We start from the raw sequence: 18,594 nt of genomic DNA, 5'->3' as shown, positions 1-18,594 counted from the left end.
AGGACTGGCGCGGGCGCCACCCGCACCGTCAGGCCGCCTGCCCCGGCTGGTCCGCCTCCGGCCAGACCAGGTGCTTGGCGGCGGGCCTGAGCCCCAGGTAGCGCAGCGAGCCGAGGACCGCCGCCAGCAGCGCCGCCGCGGCGGCCAGCCAGAAGACCCAGGCCGGCGCCGGCACGTAGAAGGCGGCCACCCCCGCGGCGGTGAGGCCGATCCAGCCGGACTTCTGCACCAGGGCCCAGCGCTCCAGCCGGGCCAGCAAGGCCGCGTCCAGCCCGGCCAGGCGGTCCCACAGCACCTGCTCCTGGCGCCAGTAGGTGTAGATGACCGGGATGATCTCCAGGGTGAGGAAGGCGCTGGTCAGGAGCCCGCCCACCATGGGCGCGGCGATCCGCTTCATGACGTCGGCGCCGGAGCCGGTGGCCCAGAGCAGCGGGATGAGGCCCGCCAGCATGGTGGCCACGGTCATGAGCTTGGGCCGGACCCGCATCACCGTCCCCTCCATGTGGGCCCAGATGATGTCCGACAGGTCGCGGATCTTGCCGGCGGCGCGCCGCCGCTCGTAGGCGTTGTCGATGTAGACGATCATGACGATGCCGGTCTGCGCCGCCAGGCCGGTCAAGGCGATGAGGCCCACCCAGACCGCGGTGGAGAGGTGGTAGTCGAGCGCCCAGAGCAGCCAGACCGAGCCCACCAGGGCGAAGGGGATGGAGAGCAGGACGATCAGCACCTCGGTGAAGTTCCGGAAGTGCAGCCAGAGCAGCAGCATGATCAGGAGCAGCGTGAGCGGGATGACCAGCCGCATGCGCTCGGCCATCTTCTCCATCAGCTCGTACTGGCCGGTCCACTTGAGGAAGTAGCCGGTGGGCATGGTGATGCGGCCGTCGGCCTGGGCCCGCCGCACCACCTCCTTGGCCTCCTCCACGTAGCCGCCCACGTCGCGGCTGCCGGTGTCGATGTCGACGTAGACGTAGCCCACCAGCAGGCCCCCGTCGTCGCGGATCATGGGCGGGCCGCCGACGATGCGGAGCTCGGCCAGCTGGCCCAGCGGCACGAAGCTGCCGCCGGCCGCCTTGGCCTCCTGGCCGGGCCCGGAGAGCGAGGGCAGGCCGGGACCGCCGCGGGTGCTCTCGAACCAGCCCAGGGCCGGGGCGTCGGTGGCGGTGCCGGACTGGCCCGGCTGGAGCGACTGGGTGGCCGTGCCGCCGCCGCCCATCTGCGCCAGCCGCAGCTCGGGCAGGCGCGCCCCCTCCAGCGAGCCGGTGGTGCCGCCCATGCCGCCGCCGCCCCCGCCGCCGGCCTTGGCGCCCACCGGCACCAGCACCCGGCGCAGCCGGTCGAGGTCGCTGCGGAGGTCCTGGGGGTAGCGCACGTTGACGGTGAAGCGGTTGCGCCCGTCCACCGCCACGCTGATGGGGGTGCCGCCGATGGCCGCCTCGATGATGCGGTTGAGGTCGCCCACCGTCAGCCCGTAGCGGGCGATGGCGTCGCGGTCGGGGATGATGTCGAGGTACAGGCCGCCGGTGTTCCGCTCGTAGTAGGCGCTGCGGGTGCCGCGCAGCGGGCGCAGCAGCCCCTCCAGGGCCACGCCGATCGTCTCGATCTCGCCCAGGCTGGTGCCCAGCACCTTGACGCCCACCGGGGTGCGCACCCCGGTGGAGAGCATGTCGACGCGCCCCTTGATGGGCATGGTGTAGGCGTTGGTCCAGCCGGGGAACTGCATCTTCGAGTTGAGCTCGGCGACCAGCTGCTCCCAGGTCATCCGCTTCTCCTCGGGCCAGAGGAGGCGGAAGGGTGGGGCCAGGAACCCGGGCACCCAGGACGACCACCAGCGCGGGTGGCTGATGGTGCGCCACTCCTCCTTGGGACGGAGCCGCACCGTGGTCTCGACCATGGTGAGCGGCGCGGGGTCGGTGGCGGTCTCGGCGCGGCCCACCTTGCCGAAGACCGTCAGCACCTCGGGCACGCCGCGCAGCACCCGGTCCTGCAGCTGCAGCTGCCGCTTGGCCTCCTCGATGGAGATGCCCGGGAAGGTGGTCGGCATGTAGAGCAGGTCGCCCTCGTTGAGGGGCGGCATGAACTCGGAGCCCAGCTTCAGGGCCAGCGGGACGGCCGACAGCAGGGCCAGCAGGCCGATCAGGATGGTGGACTTGGGGCGGCGCAGCGCCACGAAGACGAAGGGCTTGTAGACCCGGATGATGGCCCGCGAGACCGGGTGCTGCGCCTCGGGGCGGATCCTGCCGCGGATGAGCAGGTCGCGCAGCGCCGGGGCGAAGGTGATGGAGAGCACCGCCGCCGAGAGCATGACGAAGGTCTTGGTCCAGGCCAGCGGCGTGAAGAGCCGGCCGGCCTGCCCGGTCAGGGTGAAGACCGGCAGGAAGGCCACCGCGATGATGAGCAGCGAGAAGAAGATGGCCGGCGTCACCTCGCGGGCCGCCTCGGCCAGCAGCTTGTGCCGGTCGGCGCCGGGCGGGGCGTGCTCCAGCTTCTTGTGGCTGGCCTCGATCATGACGATCTCGGCGTCCACCGTGGCCCCGATGGCGATGGCGATGCCGCCCAGGCTCATGATGGTGGCCGGGATGTCGAGCAGCCACATGGGGATGAAGCTGACCGCCACCGCCACCGGCAGGGAGAGGATGGGCAGCAGCGCCGAGCGGAAGTGGAGCAGGAAGAGGATGATGATCAGCGCGACGACGATGGCCTCCTCCAGCAGCGCCGCCTGCAGCGTGCCGATGGAGCGGTGGATGAGGTCGGAGCGGTCGTAGGCCACCTCCACGGTGACGCCCTCCGGCAGGCCGGCCTGCAGCTCGGCCAGCTTCTCCTTGACCCGCTCGATGACGGTGAGGGCGTTCTCGCCGTAGCGCATCACCACGATGCCGCCCACCGCCTCGCCCTCGCCGTTCCACTCCAGCAGGCCGCGCCGGATGTCCGGGCCGAAGCGCACCTGGGCCACGTCGCCCACCAGCACCGGCACGCCGTTGGGGCCGCTGGAGCGCAGCGCCACCTTCTCCAGGTCGCCGATGTCCTGCACGTAGCCGCGGCCGCGCACGTAGTACTCGCGCCCGGACATCTCCACCACCCGCCCGCCCACCTCGGAGTTGGAGGCGCGGATCTTGGAGACCACCTCGTCCAGGGTCAGGCCGTAGGCGCGCAGCGTGTTGGGGTCCACCGTGACCTGGTACTGCTTCTGGTAGCCGCCCACGCTGGCCACCTCGGCCACGCCCGGCACGCTGCCCAGGGCGTAGCGCAGGGTGAAGTCCTGGAAGGTGCGCAGCTCGTCGAGGCCGCGTCGGCCGCTCTTGTCCACCAGGGTGTACTGGAAGACCCAGCCGATGCCGGTGGCGTCGGGCCCCAGCGCCGGGGTGACCCCGCCCGGCAGGCGCGCCTGCAGGGTGGAGAGGTACTCCAGCACCCGGCTGCGGGCCCAGTAGACGTCGGTGCCCTCCTCGAAGATGACGTAGACGAAGCTCATCCCGAACATCGAGTAGCCGCGCACGTCCGCCACGTGCGGCGCCGACACCAGCGCCGAGACGATGGGATAGGTGACCTGGTCCTCGATGAGGGTCGGGCTGCGGCCCATCCACTCGGTGTAGACGATGACCTGCGGGTCGGAGAGGTCCGGGATGGCGTCCAGCTTGACGCGCTGGATGGCGAAGACGGAGAGGGCGGTGGCGGCGGCCACCGCCAGCAGGACCAGGACGCGGTTCCTGGCGCAGAACTCGATGATCTTCTCGACCATGCCGGGCCCCTCTCAGGTCCCGGGGCGGCCGGGCGGGGGTGGGGCCGGCGGCGCGGCGCCGCCGCCGTCCGGCATCTTCATCCCGCCCTCGGCGGGCATGGGCATGGCGTCTCCGGCCGGCATCTTCATCCCGCCCTCGGCGGGCATGGGCATGGCGTCTCCGGCCGGCATCTTCATCCCGCCCTCGGCGGGCATGGGCATGGCGTCCCCGGCCGGCATCTTCATCCCGCCCTCGGCGGGCATGGGCATGGCGTCCCCGGCCGGCATCTTCATCCCGCCCTCGGCGGGCATGGGCATGGCCCCGTCCATCGGCATCTTCATGGCGGGGTCCATCGGCATCTTCATGGCGGGGTCCATCGGCATCTTCATGGCCGGGGCGCCACCGCCGGGAGGCCGGGGCACCACCCTCATGCCGCAGATCGGACAGCGGGCCTTGGCGTCGGCCACGTCGAGGGCGGGGTGCATGGGGCAGGTGTAGCGGCCCGCCGCGGCGGGCGGTCGGGGCCTGGCCCGGGGCTCCGCGCCAGCCGGCGCGGGCACGGCCGCTCCGCCGGACATCGGCATGCCGCCCTGGCCGGCCGCGCCGTGGTCGTGCTCGTGGGCGGCCGCCGGGGCCTGTCCGGGCGCCGCGTTGAAGCCCTCCACCGCGGCCCTGAGCCGGCTCTCCGAGTCGACCAGGAAGTTGGCGGTGGTGACCACCCGCTCCCCCTCCGCCAGCCCGGCCAGGATGGCCACCTTGCCCCCGCCGGACCAGCCGGCCTGCACCGGCCTCGGCTCGTAGCGCCCGCCGCCGCGCTCCACGAAGACGTACTGGTGATCGCCGGTGTCGATGAGCGCCTCGCGTGGGATGACCACCGCCTCGGCGACGCCCACGTCGAGGGTCACGTCGCCGAACATGCCGGGGCGCAGCTCCAGCGACGGGTTGCGCAGCTCGACGCGAGCCTGCAGCGTGCGGCTGCCGGTGTTGAGGGCCGGGTAGATGAACTGGACCCGCCCGGTGAACTGCTTCCCCGGGTAGGCCTTGAGCTCGAAGGTGGCCTGCTGGCCCACCTTGACCCGCGGGATCTCGCTCTCGTACACGTCCACCAGCACCCAGACGGTGGAGAGGTCCGCCAGCTGGAACAGCTCGGTGCCGGACTGCACGTAGAGCCCGCGCAGCACGTTCTTGCGCGCCACGTAGCCGCGCACCGGCGAGCGGACGTTGAGGGCCCGCAGCGGCTGCCCGGCCTTGGCGATGGCGTCGATGTCCTCCGCCGCCACCCCCAGCAGCTCGAGGCGCAGCCGCGCGTCGCGCTCCAGGTCGCTGGCGATGGCCGGCGCCGGGGCGGAGCCGCCCGGCTTGCGCTCCGACCACTTGATGGCGTTCAGGAAGACCTGCTGGGCGTTGAGCATCTCCGGGCTGTAGACCGCCGCCAGGATGTCGCCCTGCCGCACCAGCTGGCCGGTCTGGGCCACCGCCAGCTGCTCGACCCAGCCGGAGTAGCGGGTGTTGACGCTCACCAGCCCGCCCTCGTTGGCGGCCACGAAGCCCACCGAGCGGACGGCCGAGGCCAGGGTCTCGCGGGTGGCGGCCACCGACCGGATGCCCACCAGCTGCACCCGGTCGGCGGAGAGCTCCACCGGCACCACGCCGGGCACCGGCGGTCCGCCCGGCGCGGCGGGCGCGGGCTGGCCGGCGGCGGCGCCCTGGGGGGCCTGGCGGGGCACCAGCCGCATGCCGCACTCGGGGCAGCGGGTCTTGGGGTCGGCGCTCACGAAGGCCGGGTGCATGGCGCAGGTGTAGCCGGCGGTCGCGCCGGCGACGCCCGCACCCGCGTCCTCGCCGGCCGGCACCAGGTCCATGCCGCAGATGGGGCACTCGCCCTTCTGCCCCGTGACGATCTGCGGGTGCATCGGGCAGAGGTACTGGACGCCGGCGGCCTGGCTGACCGAGCGGGCCTCCAGGAGGTGGTTCACCCAGGCGCCGGCCGCGGCCAGGGCCATCAGCCCCACCAGCGCCCAGCGCACCAGCGCCATGGTGCGGGTCCCCGGGGGCGCCTGCTCCTCGCCCTCCGGCATGGCCTCGTGGCCTGGCCCGTGGGTGGGGTCGGGCGTGTGGTGGCCGTCGGTCATGGTCGTGCTCCAGGCGAAGGAAGGGGAGGGAGTCCGGCGGCGCGGTCGAGGTCCGCCGCGGCCTCCTCGGCGAGCAGGAGCGCCCGGCTCCGCTCGACCCGGACGGTGAGGAGCATGTGGAGCGCCTCCAGCGCCGCCACCGCCTCGCCCTGCCCGGTGAGGAACTCCAGCCGGGCCGCCTCGGCGTCGCGCCGCGCCTGCGGCTCGAGCTCGCGGTCCAGGATCTCGTGCTGCTCGCGGGCCGCGGCCAGCCGCGCCGCCGCCTCCCGCACCTCGTAGCGGGCGGCGCGGGTCATGAGCTCCAGGGCGCGCCGCTCCGCCTCGAGGTCGCGGGCGGCGGCCTCCACCAGCGGCGCGCGGCCGCCCCAGAGCCAGGGCAGGGTGGCGCCGAGGGTCAGGGTGTAGGTGTGGATGCCGTCCACCGGCATGTAGCCGTAGGTGGCGCCCACCATGAGCTCCGGCCAGGCCGCCTCCCGGCGCTCGCCCGCCAGCATGGCCTCCCGCTCGTCGACCCGCCGGGCCGCGGCCACCAGGTCCGGGCGGGCGGCGAGCCGTTCGTCCAGCGCCGCCAGGGGCGGGGCGTGGGTGGCGGCGTGGGCGTAGGTGCCGGGTTCGGGGGGTGGGGTCGAGGTCGCGGCGCTGTGCGCTCCCTCTCGCCCGGCCAGATGGGGGAGAGGGCCGGGGTGAGGGGGCTCTGCGGTCGCGGACGGGGACGAGCTCGTGCTCGCCACCGGTGGTCCAAGGGGCGCGTCCGGGTCGCGGGCCATCAGGGTGTTGAGCAGCGCGCGGGTGGCGCGCGACTGCGCCTCCACCCCGGCCACGTCGGCGTGGAGCCGGGCCAGCTCGTAGGTGGTGCGGAGCAGGTCGCGCTTCGACATCCTCCCGGCCTCGAACCGCCCGCGCGCCAGCGACACGATCTGCTGGTTGAGGTCCACGTGCTGCAGGTGGACCTCCTCCTCCCGGGCGGCGTGGGCGTAGGCGGCGAAGGCCTTGCGGGCCTGCGCCGCGAGCTCCAGCCGGCGGGCCCCGACCCCCTCGCGGCCGGCGTCGGCCACCGCCCGGGCCGCGCGGGCGCGGGCCTCGCGCAGGCCCGGCGGCGGGAGGCCCTGTCGGACGCCGAGCATGAGCATGTTGGCGCGGCCCCACTCGGCGGGCCGGTCGAGCGGCGCCTGGTAGAGCTGGGCCTCCAGCGCGGGCGCCGGCAGCCGCCCGGCGGCGCCCGCGCGGGCCTGCTCGGCGGCGGTCCGGGCCGAGGCCTCGTGCAGCGCCGGGTGGCGGGAAAGGACCCGCTCGAGCACGGCCTCGAGGCTGACGCCGGCGGCCAGCCCGGCGTCCGGTCCGTCCACCGGCGCGGCAGGGGGCGGGTGATGGTGGGCGTGCTCGTCGGCGCGCGCCGACGCTGGCGCGGCCAGCCACGCGGCGGCGACCAGGGCCGCCAGGGTGGCGCGCCCGGCCACGGCGCGGCCGGCGGTGGGGCAGGGGGGCGGGGGGGGGGACGGGAGCACGCGCTGGTCCGGCGGCGGCCGCTACTGCACCAGCAGCATGCCGGTGCTCATGTCCATGGCGCAGGCGTACTTCACGATCCCGGCCTTGACCGGCGTGAAGGTCACCGTGACCGGCTTGTTGAGCGGCAGCGGCAGGTTGATGCCGTAGTCCTTCACCACCAGCTCGGTGGCGCAGGTCTGCTCGGTGGTGCGGGTGATGACCAGCGTGAGCGGCTGGCCCTTCTTGACGTGGATGCGGTTGGGGATGAAGCCGTCCTCGTTGGCGGTCATCTCGATGGTCAGGCCGGCGGCGGGCTTCGCGCCCGGCTTGGCGGCGGCGGGCTTGGCCGGGGTGGTCGGCTCCGCCGCGAGCCCGGGCTGGGCGGCGAGGAGCACGGTGAGCGGCAGGAGCAGTGCGGTGCGCATGGGCGTGGACCTCGACAGGAGGGGCATGGGCATGGAACCCACCCGAATCCCAATGGATTCCGGCTGGGGCGGAAGGCGCCGGACGGCGCCGAGAAGGTACACCCGAAGGGTGGTGGAAGTGTAGGTGGCCGACCGCCGAGTTGCGGGGTCCTGCGGCCGGTTGTCGCGGCGCCTGAGCAATAAACCTTTGTCGATCCAAAACCTTTTACGATCTTGAACCTTCCCCCGTTGCGGGGGTAGTTGGAGGTTCGAGGCGGCGCGCCACCGACGGCCGAGGGGCCCTTCGCCGCTTCACCTGGCACATGGACAGAGGACTGATCATCGTCATCGGCGCGCTCAGCGCCGCATTCGTCGCAGGGGTCTACCACCTCGTGCGCAGGGCCCTGCGCGACCGCCGGGACTCGGCCGCGCTGCGGCTGAAGATCGAGAAGAACCAGCACATCCCCAAGTCGCTCCACCCGGTGGTCGACACCGACGTGTGCATCGGCAGCCTCTCCTGCCTGAAGGCCTGCCCGGAGGGCGACATCCTGGGCATCGTGGACCACGCCGCCCGGCTGGTGCACGCCGACCACTGCATCGGCCACGGCAAGTGCGCCGCCGAGTGCCCGGTGGGGGCCATCAAGCTGGTCTTCGGCACCTCCGAGCGCGGGGTGGACCTGCCGGAGGTGGACCAGTACTTCGAGTCCTCGCGGCCGGGCGTGCACGTGGTGGGCGAGCTGGGCGGCATGGGGCTCATCAAGAACGCCATCACCCAGGGGCTGCAGGTGGCGGAGCGGCTGGCCGAGGTGGTGACGGGCGGCGGCCAGGTGGTGGTGGTGGGCGCCGGGCCGGCCGGGCTGGGCACCGCGCTCGGGCTCAAGGCCCGCGGCGTGGCCTTCCGGCTCCTCGAGCAGGACACCCTGGGCGGCTCGGTGGCGCACTACCCGCGCCGCAAGGTGGCCATGACCGAGCGGGTGGAGCTGCCCTTCATCGGCAAGTTCGGCAAGAAGCTCATCAGCAAGGAGGAGCTGCTGGAGGGCTGGGCGCAGGTGGTGGCCAAGGCCGACCTGCGGCTGGAGCAGGGCGTCAAGGTCGGGGCCATCGAGGGGCAGGACGGCCGCTTCCAGGTGCACACCAGCGCCGGCGTGGTGGAGGCCGCCAAGGTGGTGCTGGCCATCGGCCGGCGCGGCACCCCGCGCAAGCTCGGCGCGCCCGGCGAGGACCAGGAGAAGGTGCTCTACGGCCTGAAGGACCCGGACCAGTTCGACGGCCAGCGGGTGCTGGTGGTGGGCGGCGGGGACTCGGCCCTGGAGGCGGCCATCCAGCTGGCCACCGAGTCGTCGGCCGAGGTGGCCATCAGCTACCGCAGCCCGGAGTTCGGCCGCTGCCGCGAGGCCAACCGGGCCAGGCTGGGGCAGCTGGTGGCGGCCGGCAAGGTGAAGGCGCTGATGGCCTCCACGGTCACCGCCATCGACCCGGACGAGGTCCGCCTCGACGTGGGCGGCCACGCGGTGCACCTGCCCAACGACTTCGTCATCGTCAACGTGGGCGGCGAGCTGCCCACCGAGTTCCTGCAGCAGGCCGGCGTGACCATGCGCCGGTTCCACGGTGAGGCGCTGGGGTCGCCCAAGGCGGGCCAGGGGGCGCAGAGGCGGCGCCACGCGGGCACCGCCGACGACCTCAAGCTGATGCGCCGGCTCTGGATCCTGCGCGGCCTCTACACGGTGGCCGGGGCGGCGCTGCTGGCCTTCCTCACCTGGAAGGGCTTCGACTACTACGAGCTCTCCAAGGTGGCGCGGCTGGGCCACCCGCGGCACCTGGAGCTCAAGTCCGCCGGTCCCTGGGGGCACGGGGTGGGCATCGTGGCCACCGCCTTCATGCTCTCCAACTTCCTCTACGCCGTGCGCAAGCGCGGCGAGCCGTTCATGGAGTGGGGCGACATCCGCGGCTGGCTCGACTTCCACGTCTTCGTGGGCACCATGAGCCCGCTGGTCATCGCCTTCCACGCCGCCTTCCAGGCCAACAACGTGCTGGCCACCGCCACCACCGTGGCGCTCGGGGTGGTGATGGCCACCGGCATCATCGGCCGCTACATCTTCGGGCTGGTGCCGGCCCAGGGTGGGCGGGCCGAGGCCTTCGAGGACCTGACCGCCAACTTCGAGCGGCTGCGGGCCTTCGCGGCGCCCGGGCTGGCCCACGTGGGCCCCGGCGCCGCCGCCATCCTCGACCGGGCCACCGCCCCCGTGCAGGCGGGCTCGATGCTGACGCTCTTCCTGCGCTTCCCCTTCGAGACGGCGGCGCTGCGGCTGCGGCTGCGCTGGCTGCGGCGCCGCTTCCCCGACCCCGAGACCTACCTCGACCTCAAGCGGGCGCTGGTCAAGCTGATGCGGCTGCGCTGGCAGCTGCGGTTCTACGGATCGCTCAAGGCGCTGCTGCGCGGCTGGCGGGTCTTCCACGCCACCATGGCCATCTTCCTCGTGCTGTCGCTCTCGGCGCACATCGCGGTCTCCCTCTACCTCGGATACGGGCTCAAGTGACCGCACCCACCCCGCGCCTCTCCCCGCCGGCGGCCCGAGCCTCCGCCCCGCCCCGGCCCCTCCTGGCCGCGGCGCTGCTGGCCGTCGGGCTCCTGGCCGGCCCCGCCCGCGCCGACATCTTCTCGCCCGGGCCGCTGGCCCGCCCCCACGCCTCGCTGGAGGGGCTGGCCAACTGCACCAAGTGCCACGAGGCCGGCGAGCAGCTGTCGCAGCACCACTGCCTGGCCTGCCACAAGGAGCTGACCCCGTCGCTGCTGCAGAACCGCGGGCTGCACGGCCGGCTCAAGCCGGAGGAGCGCACCTGCCAGACCTGCCACCACGAGCACCAGGGCCGCGACTTCAAGCTGGTGGACTGGGGGGCGGCCGGCAAGAAGGCCTTCGACCACAAGCGCACCGGCTACCTGCTGGAGGGGAAGCACGCCAAGGCCGACTGCGCCAGGTGCCACGACCCGCGCCTCATCACCGACACCAGCGTGCGCGCGGTGCTGGAGAAGGGGCGGGCCAGCCAGCTGGGCGCGCCCACCGCCTGCGCCGCCTGCCACGTCGACGAGCACCGCGGCCAGCTCGGCCAGCCGGGCCAGGACTGCGCCCGCTGCCACGGCCTGGTCACCTGGAAGCCCGCCAAGTTCGACCACGCCAAGGCCGCCTACAAGCTGGAGGGGAAGCACGCCAAGGTGGCCTGCGTGAAGTGCCACGCCGACCAGCCCTCGGCGCCCCTGGGGGACCCGGGCGCCAAGGTGCCGGCGGTGCGCCCGGCCCTGCAGGCCCTCTACAAGCCGGTGCCCTTCGGGCAGTGCACCGACTGCCACAAGAAGGACCCGCACCAGGGCCGCTTCGGCCAGGCCTGCCAGAGCTGCCACACCCCGGCCGACTGGAAGGTGCTGCACGGCGCGGCCAAGGAGAAGGTCTTCCACGAGAAGACCCGCTACCCGCTGCGCGGCGCCCACCTGCAGGCGCGCTGCGAGGCCTGCCACGGCCCCTACCCGGGGCAGAAGGCCGTCTACCGCGGCCTCACCTTCGAGCGCTGCACCGACTGCCACTTCGACGCCCACCTGGGGCAGCTGGCCGAGGCGCTGCTGCCGGGCGCCGCCGCGGCCGGCCCGAAGGTGGCCAGGCCCGCCCCCGGCAAGGTGGGCGCCCCGTGGCCGGGCGGGGTCGCGCCGGCGCCGACCGCCCCGGCCGTGAAGACCTGCGACCGCTGCCACACCGTGGAGGCCTGGCTGCCAGTCCGCTACGAGCTCGAGGACCACCAGAAGCTGGCCTACCGGCTGGAGGGGGCGCACGCCGTGGTGGCCTGCGCCGGCTGCCACCCCAAGGACCAGCGGCTCGAGGCCAAGGTGCCGGCGGCGGTGCGGGCCAAGCTGGAGCTGCGCAAGCGGCCGGTCAAGCCGAGCCTGGCGCTGCTCGACCTGCCCCGGGCCGCCAAGGACTGCCGCGCCTGCCACCGCGACCCGCACGCCGGGCAGTTCCAGCCGCGCCTCGACAAGGACGGCTGCACCGGCTGCCACGTGGTGGAGTCCTTCAGGAAGGCCCGCTTCGACCACCAGAAGGACAGCCGCTTCCCGCTCACCGGCAAGCACGAGAAGGCCGCCTGCGCCTCCTGCCACAAGCCAGGCGAGACCGGGGCGGTGCGCTACAAGCCGCTGCCGCTCACCTGCGCCGCCTGCCACCTCGACGTCCACGCCGGCCAGCTGGCCGTCAAGGGCGCCACCGACTGCGCCCGCTGCCACGAGACGACCGGCTGGAAGGAGAAGCTGCGCTTCGACCACCAGAAGGACAGCCGCTACAAGCTGGAGGGGAAGCACAAGCCGCTCAAGTGCGAGCAGTGCCACCCACTGGTCCAGGTGGCCAAGGGGGTCGAGGCGCGCCGCTACAAGCCGCTGCCGGTGGACTGCCAGGGCTGCCACGCCGACCACCACCAGGGCGCCTTCAAGGGGTTCAAGCCGTGACCTCCGCCTGCCTGCTCGCCCTGGCGCTCGCCGCGCCGTCCGCGGCGCCCGCCCGCGCCGCCGCCCTCACGCCCGCCGCCCCGCCCGCGCTCCAGGCGGCCGTCCCCGGGCCGGCCAGGCCGGTCTTCCCGGCCGACCTGGTGGCCCGGCCGCCCGGCGCCCACGCCGGCGAGACCCGCTGCGGCTTCTGCCACACCGCCGAGGGGTGGAAGAAGGTCAGCTTCTCGCACGACAGGACCGGCTTCCCGCTCACCGGCCGCCACCGCGACGTGACCTGCTCGGCCTGCCACCCGGGCAGCGACTTCGTCAAGCCGGTCCCGCGCGCCTGCGCCGCCTGCCACCGCGACGTGCACGCCCAGCGGCTCGGCCAGCGCTGCGACCGCTGCCACGACACCAGCTCCTTCCAGCAGGCCTCCTTCGGGCCCGACGCCCACCGCCGCACCAGCTTCCCGCTCACCGGCCGCCACGCCGCGCTGCCCTGCGAGGAGTGCCACGGCGATCGGCGTGACCGATCCTTCTCCCGGCCGGTCTCCCGGTGTGTCGGCTGCCACCAGCAGGACTACGATCGCACCGCGGCCGACCCGGCGCTGCTGGATCACGTCCAGGCCGGTTTCTCCACCGACTGCCGCGGCTGCCACGGGGCCTGGCGCTTCCGGCCGGGCGGCTTCCCGGCGCACGACACCTGCTTCGCCATCCGCGCCGGGCCACACGCCGGCATCGGGTGCCGCGACTGCCACGTCGGGGGCATCCCGCCCTACGTGGCGGGCCAGCCCATGACCTGCAGCCCGACCCCGGCCGCCGTGCCGCCGGCCGACTGCATGCGCTGCCACGCCAGCCCCGCGGCGGACCACCAGGGCGTGCCCGGGTACCTGCCCTCCAACCCGCGCTGCTACGAGTGCCACCGCTTCTCGACCAGCTTCCCACGCACCACCGGAGGTGCCCGATGACCAGGCGCCCGCTCCACCTCGCGGCGGCCCTCGGCTGCGCCGCCCTCCTGGCCGCCTGCGGCGACGGGCTGGGGTCGTCCGCCCCGTCGGTCACCATGCCGACCTCGGCGACGCACGCCCGCTTCTTCCCCATCGCCCCCGGCGACGCCCACGGCCCGGCCGTGGGCCAGGCCGTGGCCGACTGCAACGCCTGCCACTACGACAAGATCACCCGGGCGCCCAGCGTCGCCTTCACCACCTTCACCTGCACCGGCTGCCACGTGCCGGCGCCCACCCTGATGCACGACGACCTGGCGGCGCTCACCACGCTGCACCGGGCCTCGCCGGCGGTGACCGAGATCACCGCCCGCACCGGGCAGGCCTACGACACGCTCGACGCCGCCTGCCGGGCCTGCCACCCGCAAGGCATCCGCGACGCCATCGATCACGCGCTCCACTTCCCGCTGCCGCACGGCGACGCGGCCGGCGCCACCGTGGCCCGCTGCGGCGAGTGCCACGTCAAGCGGACCGCCGGGCAGTACCTGGTGATGGGCTGCGCCACCTGCCACCCGCACGACCTGGCGGCCACCGCCACGGCCCACGTCGGCGTGACCGGCTTCGTGCCGCTGGTGGCCGGCGCCACGCCGGCCCAGCAGGAGGCCGCCTCCGCCCTGTGCGTCCGCTGCCACGGCTCCTCCACCGTGCCGGTCACGGTGGCCGGCCACGCCGCGCTCGCCAAGGGGTTCGCCGTCGGCGGCTCCGCGGTGCACACCGGGGCCGGCGCCGCCTGCCTGACCTGCCACCCGGCCCTGAGCACCGCCCCGGGCAAGAAGCTGGCGGCGGACTTCAAGGTGACCAGCTGCGTCGGCTGCCACGACCTGGTGGGCCCGTCCGACGTGGACCACGGCTCGCGCGCCGCCCTGCAGGCCTACCACCTGGCCCTGGTGGACAAGGTGACCGGACAGCCGGTCCCCAAGGCGGTGCTCTTCCCGTCGGTGGTGGACGCCGCCGTCGCCGCCGCCGGGGGGGACGCCGACCGGGGGCTCTCGGCCGCCTGCCTGGCCTGCCACCCGCAGGGGCTGGGGGCCCACCCCTACTACCTGCTGCCCCACCAGAACCTCGCCAAGACGGTGGTGGCCAGCTGCGAGCAGTGCCACGTCACCGCCCTCCGGAAGTCCGATCTGGGCTGCGCCGCCTGCCACGCGGCGACCTCGCCGGTGGGGCCCAAGCACGCGCGGGTGCCCGACGTGGCGCCCGCCGACACCTCGCTGGCCGCCAGCGCCCTGTGCGCCCGCTGCCACGAGTACGACGCCATCCCCACCCGGGTGGCCACCGGCCACACGCCGTTCCCCATCGACGCGGGGGCCCACTCGGGCGCCGCCGGCGGTGCCTGCCTGAAGTGCCACCCCTCGCTCAAGGGCGAGCCCACCCCCTGGGCCGGCGACTTCAAGAAGACCAGCTGCACCGGCTGCCACGTGGCGGTGAGCGGGGGCAAGGCGCAGCACGACGACCAGGGCCTGACGGCGGGCCAGGTCAGCCTGGCCACGCTGCACGCCGGCGTGACCGACTACGCCGTCAAGGTGGCGGCCCAGGGGCTGTCGGCCGCCTGCCGCACCTGCCACCCCAAGGGCGTGGCCGGCCCCCCGGCGGACCACGACCAGTACTTCGGCCTCTCGGCCACCTCCAAGCACGTCTACCCGAGCGCCCGCATCGCGGCCTGCCTCGACTGCCACACCTCGTCGAACCGGAAGAACCCGGCCGACTTCCGCTGCGCCCAGTGCCACGCCGCCGACGCCGTGCCGCTGGCCACCGGCCACGCCGCGGTGCCCGACCTCGCGGCCGACCCCCTGAACCCGGTCAAGTGCCTGGCCTGCCACGCCGACGGCAAGCTGCCGGCCACCACGGCCGGCGTCACGGTGACGGTGAAGAGCCACGCCACCGCGGCCAAGGGCTTCGTCGTCGGCGCCGGCTCCCACTCCGGGACGAAGGGCGGCACCTGCCTCACCTGCCACCCGACGAACCGGCTGGCCACCGTGGCCGCGCCGCACTGGGAGTACGCCCGCGACTTCAAGCAGGTCACCTGCGTCGGCTGCCACGTGGCGGTGGGCGGCGGCAAGGCGCAGCACGACGACCAGGGCCTGACCGCCGGCCAGGTCAGCCTGGCCACGCTGCACGCCGGCGTCACCACCTACGCCACCACGGTGGCGGCGCGCGGGCTCTCGGCCGCCTGCCTGTATTGCCACGCCGACGGCGCGGGCGGGGCCCCGGCCAACCACCCGCAGCTCTTCCCCATCGGCGCCGGCACCAAGCACGCCGGCCTGGGCTGCTCCGAGTGCCACACCAGCGCCAACCGCAAGGACGTGACGGCCCTGGCCTGCAAGACCTGCCACGACACCAAGACCGGCTTCTCCACCAAGCACAACCCCGTCCTGGTGGGCGGCCGGTCGACCAGCATCCTGGCGCTCTGCACGCCGAACGGCACGGACAACCCGCCGTGCCCGAGCCAGCCGCTCACCCTGGCCGGCTGCCTCAAGTGCCACGCCGACTCGCAGCTCTACCGGGTCTCCAGCCATCCGGGCGGCGACTCGGGCTTCGGCACCGGGGAGCACCGCTCGGCCGGCTGCCTCACCTGCCACTCCCGGCTGCGCACCGACAAGCCCTGGGGCACCAACTTCAAGGAGGCCAAGGGGTCGCTCACCCCGACGCCGACCGGCTGCTACACCTGCCACCGCAGCGGGAGCGGGTAGGTGGCCATGCTCGCACCGGTCCTCGCCCTGGCGCTCGGCGCCGGGCTCCTCCCCCCGGCGTCGCCGCTCGAGACGGCCCAGCCCGCCCGCCCCCGCGTGCCCGGCGTGGGGCGGGTGCTCCAGGTGACCGGCGCGCGCGCCTACCTCGACGCCGGCGCCGACGAGGGCCTGGCGCCCGGCCAGGTGGTGGCGCTGTGGCGCGGCGAGGAGGAGATCGGCCGCTGCACCGTGGAGGCCGTGGGTCCGGGTGGCGCCACCTGCAGCGGCGGCCAGGCCAGGGCCGGCGACGCCTTCAAGCTGGCCCCGGTGGCGGCCCCGACCGTGAAGGTGGTGACGCTGCCGGCCCTCCCCACCGAGACCGAGCTGGCGCGGCGCGGCGCCGTGGTGGCCGCCGCGCCGGTGGCCGCCGTGGAGTTCAAGGCCGCCCCCAAGGGCGCGCCCAAGATGGCGGCCCCGCGCGGCACCGTGGCCGAGGTGGCGCTGGGCGACGCGCTCTGGACCTCCTCCGGCTCGGACAGCTGGGACGTGGCGCGGCTCGACGCCAGCGTGCACGGCGCCGCGGTGGGGCCGCTCACCCTGGACCTCGACCTCCGCGCCGAGCAGTGGCTGGCGCGCGGTCCGGCCACCTTCCGGCCGCAGGACGACACCCGGCTCTACGTCTGGCAGGCGCAGCTGGCCTGGGCGCGGCCCGGCGGCGGCCTCTCGCTGGCGGCCGGGCGCATCCTGCCCTGGACCGTGCCCGGCGCCACCGTGATGGACGGCGCCCTGATGGGCGTGCGGCGCGAGGGCTGGGAGGCCGGGCTCTTCGGCGGCCTGGTGCCGGAGCCGGACACCCTGAACCCCAGCGCCGATCGGGCCACCGCCGGCGGCTTCTGGTCGCTGGAGCGGCGGCTGGGCCGGGTGGTGGTGCTGCGCCACGAGGGGCGGCTGGCCTGGGTGCGCTCGCCCGAGCTGGGGGACCGCGCCGAGCTGGAGGCCGGCGCCGCGCTGCACGCCGGGCCGCTGCTCGACCTCTACGCCTCGGCGCGCCTGGCCACCGGCGGCCTGGTGGAGGCCACCGGGGCGCTCGACGCGGCCCGGGTGGAGCTGCTGCTCCGGCCCTTCACGGGGCTCTCGCTCAGCGGCGGCTTCGACTACGGCGGGCTGGCCGTGCCCTGGCTGGTGGCGCCGCCGGCCTTCGGCTCGCGCAACCGGCGGGCCGACCTGACCGCCTTCTACGACCTCGGGGTGGTGCGGGTGGGCCTGGCGGCCGGCACCTCGCGCGACGAGGCGGCCAGCCTGGAGCGCACCTGGGTCGGCCCGGAGGTCCAGCTGCCCCAGCTCTTCACGCCCCGCCTCTCGCTGGCCGCCGGCTACCTCGAGGAGCTGGGCTGGCTGCACGGGCGCAGCGCCTGGGTGCAGGGCGTGCTCCGCCCCCGGGACGCGCTCCGGCTCATCTCGCGGCTCTCCTGGAGCCACGAGCAGGCGCTCGGCCTGCAGCGCGAGGAGGTGGGGCTGTCGCTCTCGGCGGCGGCCGAGCTGACCCGCCACGTGGGCGTTCGGCTCTCGCTGCTGGGGCGCACCGGGTTCGACGCCACCGGCGGCGAGGGCCAGGCGCTGCCGCTCGGGCTGAACGCCAGCGCCGCGGTCTACGCCGCCTTCTAGGGCGACGCGCCGACGGCCACCCGGCGGCTGCCGGGGCGGGCGCCGAAGGGGGCGGCCCGTCGCGGGCGCCGTCCTTGCAGCGTCGCCAGCCATGCGCGCCCACTGGCTCATCCCCCTGCTCCTGCCGGCCTGCGGGCCGGCCGTCCCGCGGACCCCGGCCTCCGGCGCGGACGATCCCTCCAGCGCCGCCGGCGCGGTGGTGCGGCTGGCCAGCTGGAACGTGCACGACCTGTTCGACGAGGTGGACCGGCTGGCGCCGCCGGGCGAGCTCGACGAGGCGCAGGCGCCCGCGGAGGTGGAGGGGCGCCTCGGGCAGGTGGCCGCGGTGCTGGCCCGGCTGGACGCCGACGCGGTGCTGCTCCAGGAGGTGGAGGACCTGGCGCTGCTCGGCCGGCTGGCCGAGCGCGCCGGCTACCCCGAGGCGCGGCTGCTGGAGGGGAACGACCCCCGGGGCATCGACGTGGCGCTCCTCTCGCGCCTGCCGGTGACCTGGTACGTCGGCCACGCCGCCGAGCGGTTGCCGGACGGGCGGCCCGCCTGGCCGCGCGACGCGGTGGAGGCCGGGCTGCTGGCCGGGGGGCGGGTGGTGGCCCTGGTGGGCAGCCACCTCTCGTCCCACCTGTCGGACCCCGGCGGCGTCCGCCGGGCCGGACAGGCGGCCCGCCTCAGGGCGCTGGCCGACGCCCGGGCGGCGGCGCCGGGGGCCCTGGTGCTGGTGGGCGGTGACCTCAACGACGAGGCCGGCGCGCCGGCGCTGGCGCCGCTCTTCGCGGACGGCGCCTGGGTGGACGCGGCGGCCGGCCTGCCGGCGCCGCTGGCCTGGACCTGGTCCGGCGCGGCCGGGCGCGGCGCGCTCGATCACCTGGCCATCGGCGCGGGGGAGGCCTGGCGCCTGCTGGCGGTGCGGGTGGAGGGCGGGGCGGACGTGGCGGCCGCCAGCGACCACCGGCCGGTGGTGGTGGACCTGCTGGTGCGGTGAGCGGCTGCGGCAGTCCGCCGCAGCCGTGGCCCGGGCCGCCGGCCCGGTTGGCGGGCGGTCCCGCAAACGTGCCAA

Annotated in this window: 10 protein-coding genes; 6 read left to right on the top strand and 4 right to left on the bottom strand. The window is 75.0% G+C overall.

Features of this window, described 5'->3' with window-relative positions; all coding sequences use genetic code 11:
- Positions 1 to 28 precede the first annotated feature (28 nt).
- Genes IPO09_19700 through IPO09_19685 form a run of 4 tightly spaced genes read right to left on the bottom strand, consistent with a single transcriptional unit; the run spans position 29 to position 7,758 of the window.
- Positions 29 to 3,736: an efflux RND transporter permease subunit gene (locus tag IPO09_19700; protein ID MBK9519513.1), complete on the bottom strand. Its 3,708-nt coding sequence runs from the start codon at positions 3,734 to 3,736 to the stop codon at positions 29 to 31.
- A gap of 12 nt (positions 3,737 to 3,748) precedes the next feature.
- Positions 3,749 to 5,848, bottom strand: a complete 2,100-nt coding sequence (locus tag IPO09_19695; GenBank protein MBK9519512.1) for an efflux RND transporter periplasmic adaptor subunit — start codon at positions 5,846 to 5,848, stop codon at positions 3,749 to 3,751.
- The gene (locus IPO09_19690) at positions 5,845 to 7,353 is read right to left on the bottom strand and encodes a TolC family protein (GenBank protein ID MBK9519511.1); all 1,509 of its coding nucleotides are present in this window, start codon (positions 7,351 to 7,353) and stop codon (positions 5,845 to 5,847) included. Before IPO09_19690 ends, IPO09_19695 begins: the two co-directional genes overlap by 4 nt.
- A gap of 21 nt (positions 7,354 to 7,374) precedes the next feature.
- A complete protein-coding gene (locus IPO09_19685; protein ID MBK9519510.1) occupies positions 7,375 to 7,758 on the bottom strand; it encodes a cupredoxin domain-containing protein in 384 nt (127 codons plus the stop codon).
- A 302-nt stretch (positions 7,759 to 8,060) separates the two neighbouring features.
- Between IPO09_19685 and IPO09_19680 the strand changes: the two genes are divergently transcribed.
- From IPO09_19680 to IPO09_19655, 6 genes are all read left to right on the top strand, one after another.
- Complete coding sequence (locus tag IPO09_19680; protein MBK9519509.1) at positions 8,061 to 10,274, top strand: NAD(P)-binding domain-containing protein; 2,214 nt, start codon at positions 8,061 to 8,063, stop codon at positions 10,272 to 10,274.
- A 62-nt stretch (positions 10,275 to 10,336) separates the two neighbouring features.
- Positions 10,337 to 12,223 (top strand): hypothetical protein, encoded by a 1,887-nt coding sequence (locus IPO09_19675; protein MBK9519508.1) that lies wholly within the window; start codon positions 10,337 to 10,339, stop codon positions 12,221 to 12,223.
- Positions 12,220 to 13,170, top strand: coding sequence for a cytochrome C (locus tag IPO09_19670; GenBank protein MBK9519507.1), 951 nt, complete (start codon positions 12,220 to 12,222; stop codon positions 13,168 to 13,170). The genes IPO09_19675 and IPO09_19670 overlap by 4 nt, the downstream gene beginning before the upstream one ends.
- On the top strand, positions 13,167 to 15,896 hold the full coding sequence (locus IPO09_19665) for a hypothetical protein (protein ID MBK9519506.1): 2,730 nt from the start codon (positions 13,167 to 13,169) through the stop codon (positions 15,894 to 15,896). The genes IPO09_19670 and IPO09_19665 overlap by 4 nt, the downstream gene beginning before the upstream one ends.
- A 6-nt stretch (positions 15,897 to 15,902) precedes the next feature.
- A complete protein-coding gene (locus tag IPO09_19660; GenBank protein ID MBK9519505.1) occupies positions 15,903 to 17,540 on the top strand; it encodes a hypothetical protein in 1,638 nt (545 codons plus the stop codon).
- A 91-nt stretch (positions 17,541 to 17,631) separates the two neighbouring features.
- Positions 17,632 to 18,519 (top strand): endonuclease/exonuclease/phosphatase family protein, encoded by an 888-nt coding sequence (locus tag IPO09_19655; GenBank protein MBK9519504.1) that lies wholly within the window; start codon positions 17,632 to 17,634, stop codon positions 18,517 to 18,519.
- Positions 18,520 to 18,594: the final 75 nt, after the last annotated feature.

Source organism: Anaeromyxobacter sp. (assembly GCA_016718565.1).
Classification (GTDB): Bacteria; Myxococcota; Myxococcia; order Myxococcales; family Anaeromyxobacteraceae; genus JADKCZ01.
The sequence above is the reverse complement of the archived record's forward strand: the minus strand, read 5'-3'. Positions and strand labels throughout refer to the sequence as shown.